The following is a 787-nucleotide window of genomic DNA, read 5'->3' as shown; positions in this document are numbered from 1 at the left end:
GACCCGAAACCGTGCGATCTACCCATGGCCAGGATGAAGCGGAAGTAAAGTTTCGTGGAGGTCCGAACCAGGTGACGTTGAAAAGTCATTGGATGAGCTGTGGGTAGGGGAGAAATTCCAATCGAGCACGGAGATAGCTGGTTCTCGCCGAAATAGCTTTAGGGCTAGCCTTGGAGAAGAACTGCTTAGGAGGTAGAGCACTGACTGGTCAAGGGGCCTTCACCGGTTACCAACACCTATCAAACTCCGAATGCCAAAGCAGCCGCTCCAGGAGTCAGACTGCGAATGATAAGATCCGTAGTCGAGAGGGAAACAGCCCAGACCAACAACTAAGGTCCCGAAGTGTATGTTAAGTGGAAAAGGATGTGGGATTGCACAGACAACCAGGATGTTGGCTTAGAAGCAGCCATACATTTAAAGAGTGCGTAATAGCTCACTGGTCCAGGGATCCTGCGCCGAAGATAACCGGGGCTAAAACATACCACCGAAGTTTTGGATACTAATGGAATGAATCATGATCTGAAAAGAAAGTCGAATGACGGCAGCGCAAGCTGACAAGGGTTTGAGTCAGCTGGAAGCTTGCGCAATAACCATTCCGTAAAACGCAGCACCGATTCAGAGTGTGATTCATTCCATTAGTATGGTAGGCGAGCAATGTGTGCGGAGAGAAGTTCAGTTGTAAAGCTGGGTGGACTGCACACAAGAGAGAATGTTGGCATGAGTAACGCAAGGCAGGTGAGAAACCTGCCCGTCGAAAACCCAAGGTTTCCTGAGGAAGGCTCGTCCG

General features: G+C 50.1%; 1 rRNA gene. It reads left to right on the top strand.

Annotation, left to right across the window (positions count from 1 at the left end):
- Positions 1 to 787: ribosomal RNA gene (locus tag SCM96_15995) — 23S ribosomal RNA — on the top strand; the annotation flags it as partial.

It is taken from the genome of Acidobacteriota bacterium, assembly GCA_033549365.1.
Classification (GTDB): Bacteria; Acidobacteriota; Aminicenantia; order Aminicenantales; family Saccharicenantaceae; genus JAWSUF01.
This window is presented reverse-complemented; position numbering and strand designations above follow the sequence as displayed.